Source organism: Pontibacter chinhatensis (genome assembly GCF_900113285.1).
GTDB classification, from domain to species: Bacteria; Bacteroidota; Bacteroidia; order Cytophagales; family Hymenobacteraceae; genus Pontibacter; species Pontibacter chinhatensis.
The window spans coordinates 19,792-37,097 of the sequence record NZ_FOOT01000005.1 but is presented as its reverse complement, the minus strand read 5'-3'; the positions used below and the strand labels follow the sequence as shown (position 1 = coordinate 37,097).

Sequence of the window (17,306 nt, the reverse complement as noted above, 5' to 3'; positions counted from 1 at the left end):
GTATAAGATCTCCGTTACACAAAACCCAAGCTATACTATCCTATTGCTGTTCGGTACAGGACACTAAAGTGTACGGAAGCGGACACTAATGACATATACCCAACGCTATACTTCATTATAAGTTACTGTATTTCAAACATTTGCAAAACATGGCATGTAAATTGGCATACCGGATACAGAAACTATGAAAGCTATGGACTCACGACCTCAACCTACTACTATGGACCGCGTCATTGAGAAAAAGAAGGTAACGCCAAAGAAAATAATCCTGCTAGCGGCCGGTGTAGCGGGCCTGGCGCTGCTGCTCTATAACCTGCTGTTTGCCGAGCACAGCTCCACCTTAAATGTAGACAGCAAGCGCCTTACCGTAGGGCAGGTGAGCCAGGGCATGTTTCAGGAGTTTATCGCCATCGATGGCACCGTGGAGCCCCTCAAGACTTTTTACCTTGATATTACCGAGGGAGGCCGCGTGGAGAAGATTTACACCGACGACGGCAAAATGGTAGAGAAAGGCGACACGATTCTGAAGCTGTCCAACACCACGCTGCAGATTGACTTTATGACCCGCGAGACGCAGCTGTACGATTTGATGAACGAGCGCCAGAACTCCGAAATTACGATGAAACAGGACCTGATTCGCAAGGAGAACGACCTGGCCGAGATAAAGTACCAACTGGCCCTGGCCCAGCGCAAGTATGACCGCAACAAAATGCTGATCGAAGAGAAAGTAATCTCGCGGGAAGAGTATGAGGCGGCCAAAGATGAGTACGACTACCTGACTACCCGCAAAAACCTGGCGGAGCGCTCTGTAAAGCAGGATGCGCAGCTTATGACAGACCGACTCAAGCAGCTCGACGAGTCCATCCGCCGCATGGAGGCCAACATTGGCATGGCCCGCAACACGCTTAATAACCTGTATGTCACCGCTCCTTTCACAGGCCAGCTTTCCACCCTCAAGGCGGAGGTAGGCGAGTCGAAGGCGGCTGGGGAGAACATCGGCCAGATCGATGACCTGAACGGCTACAAGGTGAAAGCCAACATCGATGAGCACTATATCTCGAAGATACACCCCGGCCTGAGCGGCACTTTCGACTTTAACGGCAAGAGCTACAACGTGACCGTAGCCAAGGTATTCCCGGAGGTACAGAACAACACGTTTCAGGTGGACCTGGAGTTTGCAGAGGGCACCCCGGCAGGCGTTAGACGCGGCCAAACGCTACAGATAAAACTGAACCTGAACGACGGCGCCCAGGCTGTACTGCTGCCACGCGGCGGTTTTTACCAGAGCACCGGCGGCAACTGGGTGTTCGTCCTCAACGACGCCGGTGGCACCGCCGAAAAGCGCAGCATCAAACTGGGCCGCCAGAACCCGAACTACTACGAAGTGCTGGAAGGCCTGCAGCCCGGCGAGAAAGTGGTCCTCTCCTCCTACGACAGCTACGGAGACATTGACAGGCTGGAGTTAAAGTAATTGTTGATTGCTTATTGCTAATTGTTTTCCCTACATATGATTGAGAAAACGACAATCAACTATCAACAACCAGCAATAAAGCATCCATTAGTACAAAATAGAACGTTAACCTCATTTCAAAAGCAATAACCATGAGCACACAAGAACTTATCATCGATACACAAAACCTGCAGAAGAAGTATGTGACCGACACGGTGGAAACGACTGCCCTGGCCGGGGTAGACCTGAAGATTAAACGTGGTGAGTTTGTGGCTATCATGGGCCCCTCTGGCTGCGGCAAGTCTACGTTGCTTAACATCCTGGGCATGCTCGACAGCCCGTCGGCAGGCAGTTTCAAGTTTTTAGGCCAGGAGGTGGCCAACGTGTCGGAGCGCCAGCGCGCCAAGCTGCGCAAGCAAAACCTGGGCTTCGTGTTCCAGAGCTTTAACCTGATCGATGAGCTGACCGTGGAGGAAAACATCGCCCTCCCGCTGGCTTACCTGGGTTATTCCAAGTCGGAAATGGCGCAGCGCACCCTGCAGGCCATGGAGCGCATGGGTATCGCGCACCGTCGTAGCCACTTTCCGCAGCAGCTCTCCGGCGGTCAGCAGCAGCGTGCCGCCATTGCCCGGGCCGTGGTGTCTGAGCCGGCGCTTATACTTGCCGACGAACCCACCGGTAACCTGGACTCGGTGCATGGACGCGAGGTGATGCAGCTGTTGTCGGAGCTAAACGATGCCGGCACCACTGTGGTGATGGTAACGCACTCCCCAACCGACGCCGAGTACGCCCACCGCATCGTCAACCTGTTTGACGGACAGATTGTAACCGAGAACCTGAACGTGCGCCGCCACGCCGCAGAGTTGCTGTAAAGAATAATTAAGGTTAGTTGTTAGTTAATAGATATTAGTTGTTGGTTACAGGTCACGTGTGAGTACACCTCCCAAACTTTCTAACTCTTTAACTCTCTAACTTTCTAACTCCCGAATGTTTGTTGTTTGTTTGTATGGTGAGTATCCCGGGGATGCCGGCACGCCTGCCGGTCCCCGGGGCATCATCCTGAAAGTATAAGCAGGCAACCATTTATACTTTTCCTGCATCTATTGGTCGGGTGGCTGGCAAGGCATTTAAGAGCTGGTCTACAAATTAGGCCTGTTTGTCTAAAAAGACTATCCTTTATACTTCGTAGAAGTTAAATTGATAGAAACAGAAACACACTATGCTGAAAAAAACTTTTACCGCTCTTACACTTTGCCTCAGCCTGAGTATGGCAACCCTGGCCGGCAGTACACCGCAGAACCCCGCCAGCACAAAGTATAACGTAACTGTAGACCTGGCAAACGCACAGAACGACAGGGTGCAGGTAACGGTGCAGGCGCCAGCCATCACCCGAAACGACATCGTGTACAACATGCCCAAAATCGTACCCGGCACTTACTCCGTCTCCGACTTTGGCAAGTTTGTAAACGACTTTAAGGCATATAACGCCAAAGGCGACACCCTGGCCGTGGAGCGGCTGGACACCAATCGCTGGAAAATAAGCAATGCCACCCAGCTCGACAGAATCACTTATTGGGTGGACGATACCTTTGATGCCTCCAAACGCGAGGACGTGGTGTTTGAGCCAGGCGGCACCAACATCGAGGAGGGCAAAAACTTCCTCATCAACCCCTTCGGCTTCATAGGCTATTTCGATGATCTAAAGCAAGTGCCTTATACTTTGAACGTCACCAAGCCTGAGGGCTTCTATGGCTCCACCCCGCTGGTTGCCGCGGCTACCACAGACAAGCAGGACACTTTCGAGCTGCCCAATTACGTGGAGCTGGCCGACTCGCCGCTGATGTATAACCTCCCTGACACCACCATCATAGATTTGGGCGGAACGGATGTGCTTGTATCGGTATACTCCCCCAGCGGTCGTGTCACCTCCGGCCCAATTGCTGCCAACGTTAAAAGTATACTGGAGGCACAGCGTAGTTACCTGGGCGGCACGCTTCCGGTGGATAAGTATGCGTTCCTGATTTACGTGCCGGAGCGTGTGGGCAAATCGGGTTCTTTCGGAGCCCTGGAGCATTCCTATTCCTCGGTATACTTTCTGCCCGAGATGCCGGAGGAGCAGTTCAGCAGCACCATCCGCGACGTGGCGGCGCATGAGTTCTTCCACATCGTAACGCCCCTGAACGTGCACTCCGAGGAGATCGGCAACTTCGACTTCATCAACCCCAAAATGTCGAAGCACCTGTGGCTATACGAGGGCGTGACAGAGTATTTTGCCACACACGTGCAGCTCTATGAGGGCCTGTATGACATGGAAACGTTCCTGGACAAAATCCGCGACTATATCCTCACCTCCAAGACCTATTACAACGACACCCTGCCCTTCACCGAGATGAGCGCCAACGTGCTGGACAAGTATGCGAACGAGTATGGCAACGTGTACCAGAAGGGCGCCCTGATTGGAATGGTGCTGGACGTACGGCTGCGCGAGCTCAGCCAGGGCAAGTATAGCCTCCGCGACCTGATGCTCGACCTGTCGAAAACCTACGGCAAGGAAAACGCCTTTAAGGACGACGAGCTGTTCGATAAGATTACGGAGCTTACTTACCCTGAGATCCGGGATTTCTTTGCCAGGTATGTCGAGGGCTCGGAGCCGCTTCCGCTGGAGGAGACATTCCGCAAAGTGGGCATCCTGTACCAGCCAAAGGGACAACAGGAGATTATTTCCTACGGCAGCTTTGCCCCGGGCTATGACGAGGAGACAGGAAAGATTAAGGTAGCCGACACCACAGACATGGATGCGTTTGGCCGCAAAATAGGTTTCCGGAACAACGACCTGCTGCTTGCTTTTAATGGCACCGAAATCACCCCGGCCAACATACGCCAACTCATCAGCGAGGACCTGCAGAACATGAAGCCTGGCGAGAAGCTGACCTTTACGGTGGGCAGGCTGAACGAGAAAGGTGAGATGAAGGAGAAGAAGCTGAAAGGAAGGGCCACCGCCATTAAGCGCGAGCAACAGCACCTGCTTAAGCCAGACCCCATGGCTACGCCGGAGCAGCTGCAGCTGCGCAACGCCTGGCTGGGCACAGAAGGCGCATAGCTATACTTTGCAGAGGATCATTGCCACTTAGTATAAAATAAAACTATGAAAAAATGTACCACCAAAGCCCTGCTGGCAAAGCTGGGAGGGCTGGCCCTGTGCCTTGGCCTAACTTCTGCCGCCTACGCGCAAGAGCCCCTGACGCTGGAAAAAAGCCTGGACCTGGCCCTCCAGAACAACGTGGCGCTGCGCCATGCGCGCTACAACAGTAGCAAGGCCGATATTAATGTGCGCCGCAGCAAGTACAGCTACCTGCCTTCCATCTCGGCCAATGCCGATGTGAGCCGCACCAACGGCCTGGTATTCGACAACGTGGCGGGTGAGGTGAAGCGGGGCAACACCACAGCCTCCTACCCATACGTGTCGGGGCAGGTGGTATTGTTTGATGGCTTCGCCAAACTCCACGAGCTCAGGCAGTCCAGGCAGTTGGCGCAGGCAAGGGCCTTTGCCGAGGACCAGGCGGAGATAGACCTGGAAACCAATATTACCGCCTACTACCTGCAGGCCCTGGTGGAAGGGGAGAACATCAAAATATCGGAAGCCAGGATAGCGCTGCTGGAAGGACAACTGAGCCAAATGGAGAAGCTGGAACGGGCCGGGGTGCGCGCCATGGACGAAGTATACCAGATAAAGGCACAGGTGGCCACTGAGAAACTCAACCTGATCACGCACCAGAACAATTCCCGCCGGGCCATGCTGCAACTCATCCAGGAGATGAACGTGGAGGGAACGCCGAGTTACCAGCTGGCATTGCCGGCCACACCGGATGAGGTGCACATGGAACTGCCTGCTGAGGACCAGGTAATGAGTAATGCATTGGCCTACTCGCCTCTGGTAAAATCTACCGCCGCCAGCCTGGATGCCGCGAAAACCGAGCTCAAAATTGCCAAAAGCAACTTCTCTCCCACCCTTTCGCTGGAGGGGATGCTGGGCTCCAACTACTCCAGCAACATTTACAAAGACCCTGAAAACGGTAACCTCAAGACAATGCCCTACTTCGACCAGCTGGACCTGAACCAACGCAAGGTAGTGGCCCTGAACCTGAGCGTGCCGATTTTTAATGGCCTGAGCCGCCAGTTCGATGCCCAAACCGCGCGCCTGGACCTGCGCAACGCCGAGCTCGACTATGTGGCCAGCCAAAACCAGCTCCGGCAGACGGTGCAGCAGGCCTACCAGGATGTGCTGGCCGCCCGCGAGAAGTATAACACCGTCACCGCTAACCTGGAGTATACCCAGCGTGCTTTTGAGTCGGCCAAGCGGCGCTATGAGCTGGGCTCCATCGATTTCTTTGCCTACATGGAGTCGCTCAACAACATGAACAGGTCGCAGGCGGAGCTGCTGCAGAGCAAATGCGAGTTTTACCTGAAGAAACGGATTCTGGAGCTGTACCAGGGGCAGGCAAATTAAGTACCGAATAACGCGAAACCTATCACCTAACCTATCTACTATTACCCATACTTTGCAAAGGCCGTTGCCCGTGGCAACGGCTTTCGCATTTAATAAAACGGTCGCCGGGTAAACCAATTGGCTGCACTTGCAGTTCTAATCCTAAGACTCACTGACAAAAGTTTATTTCCTGTTGCCGGTACTTCTGGCTATTTTAGCCTAACCTCACCGTAACAGATGGATACATGCGAAGCTACTATACTACCTTACTGTTACTGTTGCTCTTCATTTCTTGGCCAGCCTGGGCGCAACGGCAGGTGGTGCAGGGCTACGTGCGGGCCGCCAGCAACGGTGAGGCGCTGATCGGGGCCACGGTATCTTCGCCAGAGTCGGGGGCCGGCACCATTACGAACGAAAACGGCTATTATACCCTTAGCCTGCCAGAGGGGGAGCACACCCTGCAGGCCACCTACATCGGCTATACCACCGGCACCCGCACCGTCAGGGTGGCAACAACCGGGCAAAGTATAAACTTTATACTTGACCTCGCCAGCAACGAGCTGCAGGTCGTGGAGATACAGGCCAGCTCCCTGGAGCAGAAGCTGAACGACACCCGCATGAGCGTGGAAACACTCTCCTCCACAGAGGCCAAACTGCTGCCTGCCCTGTTTGGGGAGGTAGACCTGGTGAAGACGCTGCAGCTGAAGCCCGGCATCCAGTCCGGGGGGGAGGGCACCAGCGGCCTGTATGTGCGCGGCGGCGGCCCCGACCAGAACCTGGTGTTGCTGGACGATGCCATGATCTACAACCCCTCGCACCTCTTTGGCTTTTTCAGCGTGTTTAATCCTGACGCCGTCAGGAGCGTGGAGCTCTACAAAGGCGGCTTTCCGGCGCAGTTTGGCGGCAGGCTCTCCTCGGTGGTGGATGTGAAGATGAACCGGGGCAACAACGAGCGCATCAGCAGCAGCGGCGGCCTGGGGCTTATCTCCTCGCGCCTCACTGTGGAGGGACCTATCCTGAAAGACAAACTCAACTTTTCTGTCTCCGGGAGGCGTACCTATGTCGATATTTTCACGCGGCAGATTAACCGCCTGAAAGAGGGCGACGACGACTTCAGCCCCATCCCCGACTACTACTTCTATGACCTGAATGCCAACCTGAACTATACCCTAGACGAGAAGAATGACCTGAGCTTTAGCGGCTACTTTGGCCGCGACTTCTTTGGCTTCGACGATAGCGGTTTCAGCTTCGGCTTCGACTGGGGCAACACCATGGGCACCTTGCGCTGGCGTCACAAGCTCAATGACAACCTTTTTGCCACCACCTCCCTCACCTCCACCGGCTACAAGTATAACATCAACAACGAGATTGACATCTTTAGCTTTAAACTGACCTCGGAGGTGCAGGATTATACTTTCAAAACCGATTTCGATTGGTTTGTGGGCAACGGGCACAGCCTTAAGTTTGGGGCGCAGGCCACACGCCACGGCTTTACAGTGGGCCGCCTGAACTTTGAGTCAGCCGACAGCACGCAGAACTTTGGCGCCGGGAACACCTACAGCGGCAGCGAGTTTGGCCTCTACGCCTCCGACGACTTCGTGCTCAGCCCGATGCTCTCCTTTAACTACGGCCTGCGCCTGTCGGGTTTTAACAGCTCGGGCAAAACCTACGCGGCCCTGGAGCCGCGCGCCTCGGTAAAGTATACCCTGAACGAGCATACGTCCCTGAAGGCCAGCTACGCCAGCATGATGCAGTACGTGCACCTGCTCACCAACTCCGGCGCCTCGCTCCCCACCGACATCTGGTACCCCTCGGGCCAAGGGGTGCGGCCGCAGCGCTCGCAGCAGGCAGCCCTGGGCGTCAGCCACTTGTTTGGGAAAGGCCGGTTTCTGCTCACCAACGAAGTATACTATAAGTGGATGCAGCACCAGATTGACTTCCGCGATGGGGCTAACCTTTTTGTGAACGATAGCCTGGAGAACGAGTTCCTGTTCGGCAAAGGCGAAAGCTACGGCAACGAGCTGTACCTGGAGAAAGTGAGCGGCAAAACCACCGGCTGGCTGGGCTACACCCTCTCCTGGACCTACCGTAAGTTCGACGAAATTAACAACGGCAGGCGCTTTCCGGCCCGTCACGACCGCCGCCACGACATCAGCCTGGTGCTCATGCACCAGCTCAACAAGCGCCTCAGCCTGACGGGGGCCTTTGTCTATGGCTCCGGCAGCCCATACTCGGTTCCCATTGCCCGTTTTGCCTTCCAGGATGTGGAGGGGAAAGACCCGAGCATTGTGCCCATTTACGAAGACCGTAACTCCTATCGCCTGGCCGCTTACCACCGCCTGGACCTGGGGGCGGTGCTGAAGCTAAAGCCCCGGCGTGGCGAGGCCGACCTGACCTTCAGTGTGTACAACGTGTATAACCGCCGCAACCCCTACTTTGTATACTTTGAGCAGCAGAAGGACCGGTCGAACCAGCAGATTGTTGGCTTCCAGGCAAAGCAGGTGTCGCTTTTCCCGGTTATCCCTTCGGTTACCTATAACTTTAAATTCTGATGATGCGCAATTGTGTTCTATACTTGCTCCTGCCGCTGCTGGCCCTACTTTCCTCCTGCGATTTGGAGAAGGATATTGACGTGAGCCTGCCGGCCTATGCACCGCAGTTGGTTGTGGAGTGCTACCTGGAGCCGGGCAAGCAGATGCGGGCCACCGTGCTGGAGAGTTCCGGTTACTTTGAGGAGCCCAATCCTCCCGTCGTGCCGGACGCCATTGTGTACATCACCTCCCCATCCGGAAAGCGCGTGCAGCTGAAGTATAAGCCTGTGATGGTGAAAAGCACCGGCCGCTTCTACACCCATACTTCCTCAGAGGTGATGACTGGCAAGCCTGGCGACATTTATCAGATGGAGGTAGTAGACGGGAGGGGCCGCAAGGTAACCGGCTTCACAAAAATCCATTCGAAAGTAAACATAGAGGAAGTAGAGTGGCGCTTTAACGACAAGGACGAGGCATTGCTGATTACCACATTTCAGGATGCGCCCCATACGCCTAACTACTACCGCTACATGACCCACATCGACAGTCTTAGCGGGGGCTCTGACCGAGACTTTGTCACCTCCGACGACCTGACGGATGGGAAACGCGTATCCCTGGGCTCCTCGTACAAGTATGCGGAGGGCGACACCCTGATTGTAACGCTCTACCATATCGAGAAGCAGTACTATGATTTCCTGGCTTCTGTCTCCGACGCCAAGAATGCCAATGGCAACCCCTTTGCGCAGCCCTCGCAAATTAAGTCCTCACTGGAAGGCGGCATCGGCATTTTCACCAACCTGGCTTTCGACCGCAAAACCGTGGTTATAAGAAAATAACTGATGCCTTACATAAGCCTATTGGGGCGGCTGCAGCAATGTAGCCGCTCTTTTTTTGGCCACGCCCAACCAAATTGCTTAAATGCAGTAATGCTGTAATAGTTGCGGTTATACTGTCGCAGCACATTACCAGCACCTTGCCACCACCCACCTATAGACGTTTTCCGATAAATAGTTGAACTTACCTTTGTTTATATAAGTATTTTTATATAACTATATCATTGTAATTATTACAGCTTACCAAATCCCTATGAAAACACCTGTATTTTATACCGCCGCGCCGCCGTGCATAGCGCCACCAGCCCTTAAGGATACCCTTAAGGAGCTATGGGCATTTACCCGGCGCCCACGGCTGCTGAAGCGCGAGCAGAACGTGCTGGAGGTGAAGCTGCCGCTCATCTTCCAATTGGCTTTCATCCTGCTCCTGCTGCAGGTGGGGTTGTTTATTGCTGTAGCCCTTCTGTGTACCATCTTGGGGGTTCAACTGCTAAATGCGAGCATTGCCAGCTATATTTTCGCCCAAAGCTCCTTTGTGCCGGTGTTTACGACGATAGTGCTGCTGGCTCCCGTAACAGAGGAGCTGATTTTCAGGTTACCGCTCATCTACTCGCGCACCTTTATACTTATAGCACTGCTCACATTCCTACTTAGCCTGGGCCCTGTGATAGCGTTTGCCCTAAATATTTCGTTTGTACCTTACACCATGGGGGCCATAATGCTTCTTGGCCTCGTCTCTTGGTTGCTTACCCACCGAAAGCACAAACTAAGGGTGCACCTGCTCTGGAAGCGACACTTTGAGCTGGTATTTTATGCATTTACGGCTACCTTCGCCTTGCTGCATTTTAACTCCCCTCAAAGCTATACCCTTCCGCAGGCGCTGTTTGTATTGTTGCTGCTGCATAAGTTGGTGGGGGGCGTTTTTATGGGCTACACGCGCCTGCGGTTGGGCATGGGTTGGTCTGTTGCTCTGCACATGTTCAACAACCTGGTTGTACTGCTGGTGCTACTAGGATACTGGGCAGGGGTTTAGGTATTGGGAAAGTATAAAACGGCAGCGGCAGGTAAAGTATGATTTCCCTGCCGCTGCCGTTTTATACTTTAGTGACTGTGCCTAAGCGTTTCGTACCAGTTCTTTGATGAGCAATGTCATGCGCGGCTCGGCGATGGCGGCTGCCTCCAGAATATCGGCCAGTATCACCTTCTTGATGCGGTCCGGCGTGCCCATGTCCGTGATTACCGATACGGCAAACACCGGCAGGCCCATGTGGCGGGCGGCAATTACTTCCGGCACCGTCGACATGCCCACAGCATCAGCACCTATGATGCTCAGGTAGCGGTATTCGGCCGGTGTCTCCAGCATTGGGCCGGGTACGCTCGCATACACGCCCTCCTGCACCGTAAAGCCGGCATCTTCGGCTATCACCATGGCCTGGCGCACCATCTGCTCGTCATACGTGTCGCTCATGTCCGGGAAGCGCGGGCCCAGCTCGTCCATATTCTTGCCGATAAGCGGGTTGCTTGGCTGCAGGTTAATGTGGTCGGTGATAATCATCAGATCAGAGGTGTTGAAGGCTGGGTTCAGGCCGCCCGCCGCATTGGACACGAACAGCTTCTTCACCCCCAGCAGCTTCATCACGCGTACCGGAAACACCACCTGCTCCATGCTGTAGCCCTCGTAAAAGTGGAAACGCCCCTGCATCACCACCACCCTGCGCCCGGCTAGGTGCCCGAAAATCAGAATGCCAGAGTGACTCTCCACTGTAGAAACCGGGAAATTCGGGATTTCGGCGTAAGGGAGGGAGTGCGCCACCTCCAGCTCGTTTACCAGTGCGCCAAGGCCGGTGCCCAGTATAATGCCAAACTCAGGAGCAAAGTCGCCGGTAACTCTTTTGATATACGCTGTAGATTCGTGTAGTTGCTGCATCGTTTTAATGTATGACTGTGATTTTACATGTTGCGGGCACGAAGTAAGCCCTCCGTTTTATACTTTAAAATGACATTCCTCATGCCCTATACTTTATAGTTTATACTTGCCGGCACGGTAGCTGCAACCGGCAAGTATAGGTGGGCAAGTTGCAAAAAAAATAGCAAGCCCCGAAAACAAAAGTGCCTCCAGTACGATGTCCTGGAGGCGCTTTTTATACTTCTACAGCAATGCTGCGTTACTAATTCATTCGGTATTACTCCACTACCATCTCGAATGGCATGCGGGCCTGTGCGCCTACGATGGTGGAGGCCTTCTTGTAAAGTTTGTAGAGGGGGTACATCTCGCCCATCTCGGCCTTAATGGCCTGCTCCTTGGCTTTGGATCCCATGCTACCGCCCAGCAGCTCATCGAAGAACGTTTTGCGGGCAGGCAGCTCCTTCAGACGATAATCGCCTTCCACACCGGCTTTCTTGGCGGCAATGGCAAGCGCCTCGTCCAGGCCACCATACACATCCACCAGTTTGCGTTCCTTGGCCTCGATGCCAGACCAAACGCGGCCGGAGGCATACTCCTTCAGCTGGTCCTGCGTCATGTTACGGCCTTGCGCTGCCTTACTGGTAAACACTTCATAGATCTGGTCGATCTGGTGCTGCATGATCTGCTTCTCCTGTCCTGTCATTGGACGGGTAACGGTAGGCATGTCAGAGAATTTACCGGTGCTCACGTGGTCTACGGTAATGCCCAGCTTATCGCCCAGGAAGCCTTCCATGTTCGGCACCACGCCAAACACGCCTATACTTCCGGTAATGGTGTTGGGGTGCGCCACAATCGTATCGGCACCCATGGCAATGTAATAACCGCCGGAGGCCGCCACATCAGACATGGAGGCAATAACAGGCTTCACCTCGCGGGCCAGCTGCACTTCGCGCCAGATCACGTCGGAGGCCAGGGCGCTGCCGCCCGGTGAGCTGATGCGCAGCACGATGGCTTTCACGTTCTCGTCGAGGCGGGCGTCGCGGATGGCATTGGAAAAGCGGCGGCTACCGATGTTATCCTCATCGCCTTCTCCATCCACAATGTCGCCCTCGGCATAAATCAGGGCGATGCGGTTTTTGGAGGTGCTGATGTTCTTGTCTTTTACTTTTTTATACTTGGAGAGCTGCACCAGCTCCAGCTTGTCTTTCTCCTCCAGGCCAATCTCGTCCTTCATGTACTTGATGGCCTCGTCAAAGTAGCCCACATCGGTCACGAGCTTGTGCTTTTTGGCGTCCTGCGGGTCGCGCACCAGCAGGTTGTCCTGCATGTTTTTAAGCTCTTCAGTGGTGATCCCGCGCGTTTTGCCAATCTGCTCCAGCTGGTAGTTGTTTATCGAGTTAAGGAAAGAGGTAACTTGCTCCTTGTTGGCCTCGCTGGCCTGCTCCATGGCAAACATTTCCACGGCGCTCTTGTAAGTTCCTACCTTAAAGATTTGTGCCTCGATGCCCAGTTTGTCGAGCATGCGCTTAACGAAGTATAGCTCGGAGCTCATGCCGTTAAACTCTATCGTACCCATCGGGTTCATGTAGATTTTGTCGGCAACAGAAGCCAGGTAATACGCCTTTTCGGTAGACAAATCAGTATAGGACACCACAAACTTGCCGGACTCTTTAAAGTCGATGAGGTCATTGCGGATTTCCTCCAGCTTGCCCATTCCACCGTCCACGAAGGTCATGTTCAGGAAAATACCTTTGATCTTGTCGTCCTGCTTGGCACGGCGGATGGCGGCCTTAATCTGGTCCAGGCCATCGGTGCTGGAAACAAAGCCCGAGAATGGGCCAGACGAAAAGCCGAGTTCTGAGAAAGGGTCTTTCGGGTCGCGCTCCGAAATCGGTTTGTCTAGTTTAAGCTCCAGTACGGAGTTGTTGGCAATTTTAACCTCATCGTCGGAGCCTGCGCTGGCAAGTATACCTATCAGGATCAGCAGACCGATGAAGCAGAATATGAGCAGGCCTACAAAGGTAGCCAGCACATACTTCAGGAAATTTAGCATGGTTTATTCTCGTATAATTTGGTTTGGATTGATTCTTTATACTTCGGGAGCCGTCTGCCCCCGTACTTGACAATCAAAAATATTGCTTAAAGTTCATCCTTTTCGCACCTACTCGACCAACCACGCCAATTTCTAGACAAACCTTTTAAGTTAGAAAGTCAGAATGTTAAAAAGTTAGAAAGTTGTAACTCAAGGTAATTTAAAGTATTTCGGGATATCAGACAAGCGCCCGGCCCAGTACGGCCGCATGCCCAGGTAGCGCCTTCTGAAGTAAATGAGCGCTATGGTGCCCACCACCGTCAAAATGCCTCCGAAAGCCAAATCCAGCAGGCCCCACACGATGTAAAAAGCAATCAGCAGCGCAAACGAAAGTATAAATACAAGCCTACTCATGGTGTTCGCTGTCAGTTTATCTAACTTTCTAACCTTCTAACTTTTTAACTCCCTAATAACGATATTTCTTCCCCCACTGCGCCTGCAGCTGCTTCAGCATGTCGCGCTCGCGTGCATTATTGCCGGGCTGGTAGAGGGCGGTGTTGCTCAGCTCCTGCGGCATAAACTCCTGCTGCACAAAATTGCCCTCGTAGTCGTGCGCGTACTTATAGTTGTTGCCGTAGCCTATCTCCTTCATTAGCTTGGTGGGGGCGTTGCGCAGGTGCAAAGGCACCGGCAGGTTTCCGGTCTGCTGCACCAGGGCCCTGGCTGTTTTGATGGCCTTATAGCTGGCGTTGCTTTTCGGCGAAGTGGCCAGGTACACCGTGCACTGCGAAAGTATAATCTCTGCCTCCGGGTAGCCGATCATCTGCACCGCCTGAAAACAGTTGGTAGCCATCAGCAGCGCGTTGGCATTGGCCAGGCCAATATCCTCGGAAGCGGAGATCAGCAAGCGGCGGGCAATGAATTTGGGGTCCTCACCGCCCTCAATCATGCGGGCAAGCCAGTACACGGCTGCGTTAGGGTCCGAGCCGCGAATGGATTTGATGAAGGCCGACACCAGGTCGTAGTGCATCTCGCCGCTCTTATCGTACATCACAATGTTCTGCTGCGCCACCTGCTTCACCAGCTCGTTGGTCACGACGACTTCCTCAGCTTTCACGCCTTCGGCCACAATCTCGAGCAGGTTCAGCAGCTTGCGGGCATCACCGCCGGAGATGGTCAGCAGCGCCTCATACTCCTCCACACGCACCTTACGGTGGCGCATCCACTCGTCCTGTTCCAGGGCCTTGTCCACCAGTTCAATCAGCTCGTCTTTGGATAGATGCTTGAGGATGTATACCTGGCAACGCGACAGCAAGGCCGAGATCACCTCAAAGGAAGGATTCTCGGTAGTGGCGCCCACCAGCGTTACCGTGCCTTTCTCCACAGCACCCAGCAAGGCGTCCTGCTGCGATTTGTTAAAGCGGTGAATCTCGTCGATGAACAGCACCGTGCCCTGGCGTTTCTTGGCCTGGTCTATCACTTCGCGGATGTCCTTTACGCCGGAGTTAATGGCGCTTAGGGCCACGAAAGGCACTTTCATCTGATTGGCAATGATATTGGCGAGTGTGGTTTTGCCCACGCCCGGAGGCCCCCACAAGATCATACTTGGGATCACGCCCCCCTCAATGTAGCGGCGCAGGATGCCATCGGGCCCTACCAGGTGCTTTTGTCCGTAATACTGATCGAGGTTGTGGGGCCGCATGCGCTCGGCCAAAGGTATGTTCGGGTGATTCATCTGCTCTATACTTTCTCCGGAATCGGTTAAAAACAAAGCTACGAATTTGCAGCCAAAGAGGCAGGTATAAAACAGGTCTCTTTAGTCGGCATGCGGCGGCTTTATCTTGTTTTTGCGCTCCAGAAATTTGCGGATGCGATCGCCCCGCCAGCGAAACGCTGGCACCGCCATGGGGCTGTGTTCGGGGCGTTCGTCGCCAAACAGCACGCCCCACTGCTTAAACTGCTCGGTACGGTCAAAAATCACCTTTAGCATGGCAATAACGGGCAACGACAGAAACATGCCGGTTATCCCCGCTATCTCGCCGCCCAGCACCACGCCCACAATGGTTGCCAGCGCATTAATCCTCACCTTAGAGCCCACGATACGCGGCATCAGGATGTTGTTATCCAGAAACTGCACCGCCGCGATGGTGCCCAGCACTGCCACCACCGGCCACAGCTCCTCCGAAGAGGCCAGCGTCAGCAGCACCCCGATGATGTTGCCCAGCAGGGCGCCCACGTACGGGATCAGGTTCAGGAAGGCGAAGATCACCCCGATGAGCAAGGCGTGCTTGATGCCGATGATCATCAGAATGCCGCCCAGCAGGACGGTCATGTAGGTCACCTGGATCAGCAGCCCGAAGAGGTAGCTCTTGATGATAGCCTGTATCTCGCCCAGCGTTTCCTCCACCTTCTCGTGCCGCTCCCTCGGAAACCACAGAAATACGAAGCGCAGCAGCAGGTTTTTGTAAAACAGCAGCAGAAAAATATAAATAGGCAGCAGCCCCAGGAACACCAGCGTGCCTGTTACGCTCCCCGCCAAGGTGCCCAGCAGGTTGCCGGCATAGTTGAGCAGGTTGTTGCTCTGCTCCCGGATAAAAGTGGTCTGCTCCTGCGTGGAGAAAGGCGTTTTGCTGCCGATCCACTCGCTCAGAGCCGTCAGGTGGTTCATCACGTTTTTCTGTATCGTGGGGAAATCGCGTATCAGGATGCTCATCTGGGAAGAGAAAAACCAGACGATCCCGCCCAGGATGATGATCAGCGCGAGCAGGCTGATGCCGATGGCCACCGTATCAGGGAACTTGCGGTTCCGGAAGAAGCGGTAGATGGGCAGCAGCATGATGCTGATAAAAAACGCCATAAGCAGCGGGGCCAGCAGGCCTCTGCCCAGTACGATAATCCAACCCAAAAAGAATAGCCCGGTAATTTCAATGGCTCTCCGGACGGTAAGCGGCAGCTGGTTCATGCAATGTCTTTTTCTTGTTTGTCCTTATACGGCAGGATTGCAAGAAGCGCGTACCTTTGTACCATGAGCAAGCAAATGCATGTGCACGGGGCACTTTTTTTGGTGGCCCTGATCTATGGGAGCAACTACAGTATAGCCAAGGAAGTGATGCCGGTTTATGTAGGCCCTTACGGGCTGATTGTGATCCGGGTGGTGTCGGCGGCGATTTTCTTTGGTGTTTTCTCGCGGCTGGTAATCAAGGAAAAGATCGTGGGCACGGCCGACAACCTGCGCGCTATACTTTGCGGCATCACGGGCATTGCTATCAACCAACTTGGCTTTTTTGGCGGGCTCAACCTCACCTCACCCATCAACGCGGCGCTGCTCATGGTCATCGTGCCGATCATTGTGCTCATCTTCTCGGCCATACTTTTGCGTGAAAAGGTAAGCCTACGGAAGGTAAGCGGGATCGCACTGGCTTGTGCCGGGGCATTTTTGCTTATTTATACTTCCAGCGGCGAGGGCACTCCCGGCAACCTGCTGGGCGATTTGCTGATCGTGCTGAACGCGGCCAGCTATGGCTTATACCTGGTGCTGGTTAAGCCGCTGATGCAGAAGTATAACGCCTTTACCGTCGTGAGCCGCATCTTTGCCGTCGGTGCCGTAATTGTGGTTCCTTTTGGCTGGCAGCAGGTAATGGCACCCGATTATGCGTCCTTTCCGGCTTCCATCTGGTGGGCGATTGCCTTTATGGTGATTGCCGTGACGATTATTGCGTACCTGTTCAACACCTGGGCGCTGCGCTATGCCAACCCCTCGCTGGTGGGTGCCTACATTTACCTGCAGCCGGTGCTGGCTATTCTGGTGGCGGTGTGGGCCGGCAAGGATGTTTTCACCCTTCAGAAAGCCCTCTTTGCCTTGCTCATCTTTGCCGGGGTGTACCTGGTGAGCCATACCCGGCAGGCGGTAACGGAAGGGTAAACTGCTTGGATCAGGGTTTACAGGATCTCTGGATAGATGGATACCCCTTAGTAACCAGCTTTCTGCACAAGCAGAAAAGTATAAGCTTGGATGGTTGATACTTGACCTTTTAGCAGGAAGTGTGAAGTATAGCTGGGCCATTAATC

General features: G+C 54.1%; 13 protein-coding genes. 8 read left to right on the top strand and 5 right to left on the bottom strand.

The features are described from left to right. Positions 1-193 precede the first annotated feature (193 nt). The 7 genes from BM040_RS14590 (at position 194) to BM040_RS14560 (ending at position 10,333) form a co-directional block, all read left to right on the top strand. Positions 194-1,471, top strand: coding sequence for an efflux RND transporter periplasmic adaptor subunit (locus tag BM040_RS14590; protein WP_245756229.1), 1,278 nt, complete (start codon positions 194-196; stop codon positions 1,469-1,471). A 149-nt stretch (positions 1,472-1,620) separates the two neighbouring features. Beyond that, positions 1,621-2,322: an ABC transporter ATP-binding protein gene (locus BM040_RS14585; RefSeq protein ID WP_175491093.1), complete on the top strand. Its 702-nt coding sequence runs from the start codon at positions 1,621-1,623 to the stop codon at positions 2,320-2,322. Positions 2,323-2,669: 347 nt separating this feature from the next. After that, a complete protein-coding gene (locus BM040_RS14580) occupies positions 2,670-4,550 on the top strand; it encodes a M61 family metallopeptidase (protein WP_175491081.1) in 1,881 nt (626 codons plus the stop codon). Between the two features lie 45 nt (positions 4,551-4,595). Further along, positions 4,596-5,957 (top strand): TolC family protein, encoded by a 1,362-nt coding sequence (locus tag BM040_RS14575; protein WP_092103046.1) that lies wholly within the window; start codon positions 4,596-4,598, stop codon positions 5,955-5,957. A gap of 224 nt (positions 5,958-6,181) precedes the next feature. Then, positions 6,182-8,488: a TonB-dependent receptor gene (locus BM040_RS14570; protein ID WP_092103044.1), complete on the top strand. Its 2,307-nt coding sequence runs from the start codon at positions 6,182-6,184 to the stop codon at positions 8,486-8,488. After that, positions 8,488-9,303 carry a DUF4249 domain-containing protein gene (locus BM040_RS14565; RefSeq protein ID WP_092103041.1) on the top strand — a complete coding sequence of 272 codons (816 nt, stop codon included), beginning with the start codon at positions 8,488-8,490 and terminating at the stop codon, positions 9,301-9,303. The genes BM040_RS14570 and BM040_RS14565 overlap by 1 nt, the downstream gene beginning before the upstream one ends. 250 nt (positions 9,304-9,553) lie before the next feature. Next, the gene (locus tag BM040_RS14560) at positions 9,554-10,333 is read left to right on the top strand and encodes a hypothetical protein (protein ID WP_092103038.1); all 780 of its coding nucleotides are present in this window, start codon (positions 9,554-9,556) and stop codon (positions 10,331-10,333) included. A gap of 81 nt (positions 10,334-10,414) precedes the next feature. Here BM040_RS14560 and BM040_RS14555 read toward each other — a convergent pair whose 3' ends face one another. The 5 genes from BM040_RS14555 to BM040_RS14535 all read right to left on the bottom strand — a co-directional run bounded on the left by BM040_RS14555 (position 10,415) and on the right by BM040_RS14535 (position 16,200). Next, a complete protein-coding gene (locus BM040_RS14555) occupies positions 10,415-11,227 on the bottom strand; it encodes a purine-nucleoside phosphorylase (protein ID WP_092103035.1) in 813 nt (270 codons plus the stop codon). A 256-nt stretch (positions 11,228-11,483) separates the two neighbouring features. Next, positions 11,484-13,259: a signal peptide peptidase SppA gene (sppA, locus tag BM040_RS14550; RefSeq protein ID WP_092103032.1), complete on the bottom strand. Its 1,776-nt coding sequence runs from the start codon at positions 13,257-13,259 to the stop codon at positions 11,484-11,486. 189 nt (positions 13,260-13,448) lie between these two features. Then, on the bottom strand, positions 13,449-13,652 hold the full coding sequence (locus BM040_RS14545; RefSeq protein WP_092103029.1) for a hypothetical protein: 204 nt from the start codon (positions 13,650-13,652) through the stop codon (positions 13,449-13,451). Between the two features lie 52 nt (positions 13,653-13,704). Beyond that, positions 13,705-14,973 carry a replication-associated recombination protein A gene (locus BM040_RS14540; RefSeq protein WP_092103769.1) on the bottom strand — a complete coding sequence of 423 codons (1,269 nt, stop codon included), beginning with the start codon at positions 14,971-14,973 and terminating at the stop codon, positions 13,705-13,707. Positions 14,974-15,054: 81 nt separating this feature from the next. Continuing rightward, the gene (locus tag BM040_RS14535) at positions 15,055-16,200 is read right to left on the bottom strand and encodes an AI-2E family transporter (RefSeq protein WP_092103026.1); all 1,146 of its coding nucleotides are present in this window, start codon (positions 16,198-16,200) and stop codon (positions 15,055-15,057) included. Between the two features lie 63 nt (positions 16,201-16,263). Here BM040_RS14535 and BM040_RS14530 point away from each other — a divergent pair, with 63 nt between their 5' ends. Then, positions 16,264-17,160 carry a DMT family transporter gene (locus BM040_RS14530; protein ID WP_092103023.1) on the top strand — a complete coding sequence of 299 codons (897 nt, stop codon included), beginning with the start codon at positions 16,264-16,266 and terminating at the stop codon, positions 17,158-17,160. Positions 17,161-17,306: the final 146 nt, after the last annotated feature.